Consider the following 6,647-nt stretch of genomic DNA (forward strand, 5'->3'; position numbering starts at 1 on the left):
CTCACTTTTCCTTCGCCTCCTCTTTAGGTATGCCACCCTGCGTGTTGATCAGTCCGGGTCTGATGATATGCGCTTCCACTTCAATCTTCGTTTGAACCTGGGGGAACAGCTCATCCCAACGATCTTTCGCCTTACTCCACTCTTTGGGGTATTTTCGGTGAAATTCCTTGGCAAAATCAAGAATGTCCACCTTTAACCGCTGCTGCAACTCGTAGATCGAATATTCTATTCGTTCTCTCACGTCATCCCCGAAAGCCTTGTCCAAAATGGTCATAAAGTCCGGATTCATAGGATCAAGCGAGGTGCCGTTCTGAACCATATCGCCTTCCGTCTTGATTTTGATAACCATCGTCCATTGATCGCCTATAATTTGCGGAATAAGCTTAATATTCGCCTTCACCGGATTTAAGGAAACGAGTCCCTCCGCTTCTTTCGTCTTATAGGTTACGGTGTATTCTTTGATTTCATTTTTGACCCACAGGACGCCGCGCGTTGCTTTTTCCGAAAGTTCCCCGACCATCTTGTCATTCTTGAAAACGGCGGTACCGAAAATATACGGAATCGTCTGAAACGGTTCCGCTGATTTCAATGTAGGAAGAATAGAAACGAGCGGAAGCGCAGCCCCTTGAGAATCTGCTTTCAACATCATGCTCAGCTGCTCCATCGTCACCTTGATTCCAATCTGGAGATCGGACAGCTCCCGCAGCACTTCGGCCGAGGACCGTTCGATGAAAGGGAACAACTCAAGCGCTTCCGATGCCTTTCCTTTACTGACGTACATATTGGCTCTCTCTCTCGGCTGGGGATGGCGCGTCAAAAAATCAAAGTGCTGCCGGATCCCCTCTTTTGCTACCGCATCACTGAAGATGAACACTTTGCATTGTCCCCAAAACAGTTTGCGGGGCATTTTCCGCTGTAGCTTAGACAATGCGTCGGCGACATCATATCCTTGCTCCGATCGTACGGTTGTTCGTTTTTGCGCTCCGCCGCTACCCCCTCCACCTCCCATCGCTCCCCCTGCGGAGAGATTTTGCGGCATGATAAATTGAATGGTGGTTTTGATTTGATTGTTGTCCCCTTTGTCGAAGGCAAGCGCGGTAATAAGAGCCATATCGTTAAGCTCCGTACGGTCCCAGCAGCCGCCGGACAAGGTGAGGAGGGGGATCAGGATCAATAATGCGAGCCATCTCTTCATCGGGACGACTCTCCTTGGACTGAGGATTTTCTTTTGCGTATTAGGGCGCCGACAAGCAAAAGAAGCGGAATCAGCAACAGGACGGTCGGGATTTCGAACGGAACTACCGTTCTTAAAAATAATCCTAAACGGGGAAAATTGGGCAAATCCCATAAGCTGAACACGACAATAAGAAGCCCGATCGGAAAGACCGCGGGACGATAGTCCGACAGGTTCATCATTTGCCCGAACGAAATCGACGTAGCATAGTAAAATACCCCGATTTTAATATAGTTTCCGACGACCCACATCGCCAGAAGCAGCGATTCCAAATTGGCCACGCTGATGTACCGGAAAGCGACCAGTACCGGGTACATTTTGACCCCTGTATCCGGACCAAGCAAAAATAATAAAAAAAGGTTGATATATATCATACTGGCCACGATCGCGATCAAAGCTAGCACGGCGGCTTTCCTTCCTTTCTGCGGGTCTACCAAGCTGGGAAGGAAAAAGGACATCAGCATGCATTCGCTGAACCATGCCTGCGGCATGGCGGCTCCTTTGATTGAAGGAATAACCCCATGTTCCAGAACGGGAAATATATTTTTCACATCCAGATCGGGGATGAGAAGCAGCAGAATGAAGAATGGCAGTATAAAGATCGGTGTGAAAATGACGGCGTTCCTTGCCAGCATCTCCACCCCGCCGCGGACAGCTATGCCCGCAAGCAGGAGGATCGTGGAAATGATGAGCAGGATGGGAGTCGTGAACAGAAAATTGCCCGAAACAAAATCCGCATATTCTCGCGTGATGACCCCCGTAATCTGCGCAAGAAAGCAAAAGTAAACGACACCGACGATTTTCCCCGGTATTTTTCCGAGTATCTGTCCACTGTATTGGATGACGGTCTGCTTTGGATAAAGCTCGTGTAACCGGGTCGCCAAATAGATGGTTAATAAGCCGACTAAGGTTGCAAGAAGAGGGGGCAGCCAAAGATCGTTTTTTGCATACTGGGCCGAAATGCTCGGCAGCGTAATCAAGCCTGTGGCTAACACCGTAGGATAAAGCATAAGCCCCATTTGCAAGGCCGATATTCGTCCTTTGTCCAACCTATTCACCACCTTGGATTATGCCTTGTCTACTCGTTCAGGTCCCGGCTTTTGGCCGGATGCTTGACGGTAACGGTCGTATTCTCCTGTCAGGTGCGGACGCGTATCCATCATCCACCATGGAGATCTGAACAAAATGTCTTTGAGCTCCCTCTTTTGTGGAACTGCGATAGACAGAAAAGGTACGCCGAAAGAACGCAAGCTGCACATATGGAGGACAAGGGCGATGATCCCGAGCATGATGCCGAGCAGTCCCAATGTCCCTGCAAGCAATATCATCGGAAATCGCAGCATCCGAATGGCAATCCCCGCGACATAGCGCGGAATCATAAAGGAGGCAATGCCGGTAATGGCCACGACTATGACCATCGGCGCCGAGACCAGACCGGCTTGAACCGCCGCTTGACCGATGACGAGCGCCCCGACAATGCTGACGGCGGCGCCGACCTGCTTAGGCAGCCGTACTCCCGCTTCTCGCAGCGCTTCAAAGGTGACTTCCATAATCAACACCTCGAACAATGCCGGAAAGGGCACCGCTTCCCGCGAAATGGCCATACTGATGAGCAGCGAGCCCGGCACCATCTCTTGATGAAAAGTCAAAATCGCTACGTATAACGATGGAAGCAAAAGGGAAATCAAGGCGAATCCATAACGCAGCCAGCGTATAACGGAACTGACCCAGAAGCGTTGGTAATAATCTTCCGCAGACTGCAATAAAGAGAAAAAAGTTATGGGGGCGACCAACGCAAACGGCGTTCCTTCCACCAAAATCGCCACCCGCCCTTCCAACAAACTGCTGCAGGTCACATCAGGGCGTTCCGTGCTAAGCAGCTGTGGGAACGGAGAGTAAGGCTGGTCCTCGATCATTTCTTCGATATAACCGCTTTCCAGAATACCGTCAATTCGAATGCGGCGCAGACGGTTTTTGACTTCCTCCACTAACGCCGTGTCCGCGAGCCCTTCGATATAGGCAATGACGACATTTGTTTGGGTGTAATCGCCTATTTTCATCGGTTCCATTTTGAGCAGAGGGCTCTTGATGATGCGGCGTATTTGGGAGGTGTTGGTCCGCAGCGTTTCGGTAAAGCCTTCCCGCGGCCCCCTGATTCCGGTTTCGGCCGCAGGCTCTTCGATGGAGCGTTTCTCCCATTTGGCGAGTCCTAAAGCAAGTCCGATCGTCTCATTGTCGCATAGCAGGACGGGATTGCCGCTTGAAAGATAGTTAACGCACTCGGCAAATGAAGTGAATTGCGACACTTGCGCTACGTTGATTTTCCGTTCGACGAGCTGTCCTAGCTGGGTAAATGGTTCGGTATCCTCCCGCATCAAGGGGGCGATGACATAATCCTCGATTCGGTCGCAGTCGGACAAGCCTTCGATATAGATCAGAATGGCATTCCTTTGTCCTCCAATGAGCAAGGAACGGTAAACAACGTCCGAGCAATGGGCATAAATCGTATGAAGCAGCTCCACGTTTTGCTGCAAGTCCTTATAAAGTTCAGGCTGCTGAAGGATGTCGGCACGCTGCTCCTGCTGCTGCTGTTGCGGCTGCGAATGATCGTTTAATTGTTTTGTGATGAGCAGCCTTAACAGGCTCTTAATCAAGCGGCGCTCCCCCAGAAGATGAATTTTTTCAAAAAAGGTTGATCTTTAACGTAGGTTATCCAAGGTTTCCCTTTTTATGCAAATTAATGAGGATGTCATTCAAGGCGCGCAGGAAATTACGGAAGCGGCGGTTAGCATGAAAGAGGTTGCGGTTCAAGTCGGCCAGTACGAAGGTACGATTCAACTTAAGCTGACGACAATGCAGCGCGTTCGCTAAACATCTAATTAAGCATCTGTTACCCCTAAGACGTTGCTGACACTCTCGCTAAACGGAAGAGCATCCTTACCAAGCCGTACTAATAAATTGGCCTGCTGTGCTGTATCCGCTTCCGTTAAGAGCTGCCACGGGTCCCCTATTTTGCTGCTTAGACGGATTTTACGCTCCTTGTTCATCCGGTTTTATTCGTCAGTGCGTACACCCATCTACGGAAACCCGCCTGATCAGCAGCTACGAAGCTGGTTTTAGCGCGTTTCTCCAGATCGATGTGTCCTATCTACGAACACAAAAAGGAGCTGCTTCATGCTTAATGCAGCTCCTTTTGTGCAGGATGCGGTATTCAATACGTACCCCGTTGATATAGTCCGTTAAATATTCGAACTGCCGCTAAAGGGGAGCTCCCTCTCCATGTTCAATTGCGCGGCATTTTGCTTAGGGGCCATATCGGTCAGTCTTTTTATCCATTACCCAATGTTCATTTAATCTGGTAAAGGGCACACGCCCAAATCGATAAAGTCAAGCTTCCGACTATCACTATTCAACATAGGTTGTTGTATCAAAATTTGGAGGAGATACCCTATGAGTTACAACCAAAATATAAATCAACAACACCAAATGCATCACCAGCAGCATCATCCTCATCATATGCATCATATGCATCAGATGCATCACCAGCAACACCACCAACAACATCATCAGATACATCACCACCACTTCCATCATGTGGTTATTCATCCAGGTCAACACCCGCATCATCCAACCCCTATGCCGTATCATGGCATGCACCAAGGCCAATGGCATGGTCAACAGGGCGTATGGCAAGGAATGCCTCAACCAAGGCAAGATCAATAAGGTAACTGGCAAAGAGGCTACGAATAAAATAATTAAGATTGAAGAGAGTCGTACGTATTTGTCGTACGGCTCTGCTCCACTTACAGTCCTTGATGTATTTTCATATTTAATTTTGTACACTTGTTTGAAGAAGTGATTTGATTAATGGGCTCATTTGTATTTTGGATCCGATCGCTGACCAGCAACTGGGATGCATCTACATCATACCAAGGAGTCTTTTTATTTCTCAAAGCTCGTATGGTTATGGTAGAAATAATCTTCTTACGTTGTTGTAACATGGTTAACCCCTTTGTGGGGTGCGTACAAACTGTAAAACTGAACTTCCTGCCTCAACTCATTTTAACACTTATTGCGTCGGATCCGTTCCACCGCAGCGCTATCGTCCTCCGTTAGCCGAATGGGCTACCATTTATGTATATATTCCCCTTTATATTTCTTTAGCTTTTCGATTAAGTTTGTAGAATCATCGTCAATTACAATTAAATTTTTATACGGCTCTTTTACAAACCCTTGTTCAATCATATGATCAAAAAGCGATAACATCGGCGTGTAGTATTGATTGATATTTAGCAAGGCACATGGTTTATTGTGGTATCCAAGCTGTGCCCATGTAAAGACTTCAAACCATTCTTCTAAAGTGCCTGTCCCACCAGGGAGTGCGATAAATCCATCAGCGCGCTCCGCCATTAGAGCTTTTCTTTCATGCATCGTTTCAACGATATGAAGTTCCGTTAGGTGTTCGTGAGCAATTTCCACATTTGCCAGTTTTCTGGGTATCACTCCAATAACCTTACCACCAGACTCTATGACCGCATCGGCAACAGCACCCATACAGCCGACTGTTGCTCCTCCGTATACAAGATCCAATCCATGTGCTACTAAAACTTTCCCTAACTTCTTTGCTTCATTCATATAGATAGGGTCATTTCCAGTGCCTGATCCACAGTATACAGCTATTGTTTTCATATCTTCGTCCACTATCCTCTCTGCATTTTACTTTTAATAGACTATCTTAAAGTATGTCTCTCCTCAAGGAGCTGCTTAGTTCTAGGCATTGAATTAGGCGCGGCAGCCTTATGTGCGGGAACCTGGTTCCTACAAAAAAATACAGAACACTGGTAGTCGCTTTCACCGTGTTCTGTCATTGCATACGAAGCTCCCAAACAATATGAATCTAAAGTTGTGAATCCTTCAGCAGGCTTTTCTTATTCGCAATTTTGTAATCCAGTACAACCAAAATCTTCTGCAAATGATCGATTTGGTCCTGGAGCTTCCTTCTGTACGCTTGAACTTTATCATACACTTCGGGTGTAGACTGGATGTCTTCCTTATAGGAGAGTGATGCAAACTCTTTAATATCTTTAAGGGGGACCCCTATTTTCTTCAGACAAATAATAAGCTCCATTAACTGCATGTCTTCTTTGTGATACATTCGTCGGCCGTTCCCTTTTCTTTTCGCCCGGGGAAGCAGTCCGATCTTCTCGTAATAGCGGAGCGCATCCTCTGTCAGTCCGGTCATCATTGAAATTTCCTTGATTGAAAAAGCGGCGTCACTGCTCATCCTGAACTGTGACCCGTAGGATAGACACTTTTAAAAAAAGTGTCTCCTACGGGTCTTTCTATGTTTTAATGAGGTTATAAAAGAAGCGAGGTATCGGGATGGCTAATAAATTATTTACAGAATTGGATA

At 47.3% G+C, this 6,647-nt stretch carries 7 protein-coding genes; 1 reads left to right on the plus strand and 6 read right to left on the minus strand.

Translation table 11 applies throughout. The annotated features are described in order from the left end of the window. Position 1 precedes the first annotated feature (1 nt). The 3 genes from PUT07_RS33095 to PUT07_RS33105 are packed head-to-tail and all read right to left on the minus strand — an operon-like array spanning position 2 to position 3,888. Positions 2 to 1,195: a Ger(x)C family spore germination protein gene (locus tag PUT07_RS33095; protein WP_274473061.1), complete on the minus strand. Its 1,194-nt coding sequence runs from the start codon at positions 1,193 to 1,195 to the stop codon at positions 2 to 4. After that, on the minus strand, positions 1,192 to 2,292 hold the full coding sequence (locus PUT07_RS33100; protein ID WP_379241231.1) for a GerAB/ArcD/ProY family transporter: 1,101 nt from the start codon (positions 2,290 to 2,292) through the stop codon (positions 1,192 to 1,194). Before PUT07_RS33100 ends, PUT07_RS33095 begins: the two co-directional genes overlap by 4 nt. Positions 2,293 to 2,301: 9 nt before the next feature. After that, on the minus strand, positions 2,302 to 3,888 hold the full coding sequence (locus tag PUT07_RS33105) for a spore germination protein (RefSeq protein ID WP_379241225.1): 1,587 nt from the start codon (positions 3,886 to 3,888) through the stop codon (positions 2,302 to 2,304). Between the two features lie 76 nt (positions 3,889 to 3,964). Here PUT07_RS33105 and PUT07_RS33110 point away from each other — a divergent pair, with 76 nt between their 5' ends. Then, the gene (locus PUT07_RS33110) at positions 3,965 to 4,105 is read left to right on the plus strand and encodes a hypothetical protein (RefSeq protein ID WP_274473064.1); all 141 of its coding nucleotides are present in this window, start codon (positions 3,965 to 3,967) and stop codon (positions 4,103 to 4,105) included. 534 nt (positions 4,106 to 4,639) lie between these two features. On the opposite strand, the gene PUT07_RS33115 is transcribed toward PUT07_RS33110, so the two are convergent. The 3 genes from PUT07_RS33115 to PUT07_RS33125 all read right to left on the minus strand — a co-directional run bounded on the left by PUT07_RS33115 (position 4,640) and on the right by PUT07_RS33125 (position 6,518). Beyond that, positions 4,640 to 4,927, minus strand: coding sequence for a hypothetical protein (locus PUT07_RS33115; RefSeq protein ID WP_274473065.1), 288 nt, complete (start codon positions 4,925 to 4,927; stop codon positions 4,640 to 4,642). A 432-nt stretch (positions 4,928 to 5,359) separates the two neighbouring features. Beyond that, entirely contained in the window at positions 5,360 to 5,923 is a 564-nt protein-coding gene (locus PUT07_RS33120; RefSeq protein WP_274473067.1) for a TIGR00730 family Rossman fold protein, read from the minus strand. 208 nt (positions 5,924 to 6,131) lie between these two features. Beyond that, positions 6,132 to 6,518 carry a MerR family transcriptional regulator gene (locus PUT07_RS33125; protein ID WP_274473068.1) on the minus strand — a complete coding sequence of 129 codons (387 nt, stop codon included), beginning with the start codon at positions 6,516 to 6,518 and terminating at the stop codon, positions 6,132 to 6,134. Positions 6,519 to 6,647: the final 129 nt, after the last annotated feature.

Source organism: Paenibacillus sp. MAHUQ-63 (assembly GCF_028765165.1).
GTDB lineage: Bacteria > Bacillota > Bacilli > Paenibacillales > NBRC-103111 > Paenibacillus_E.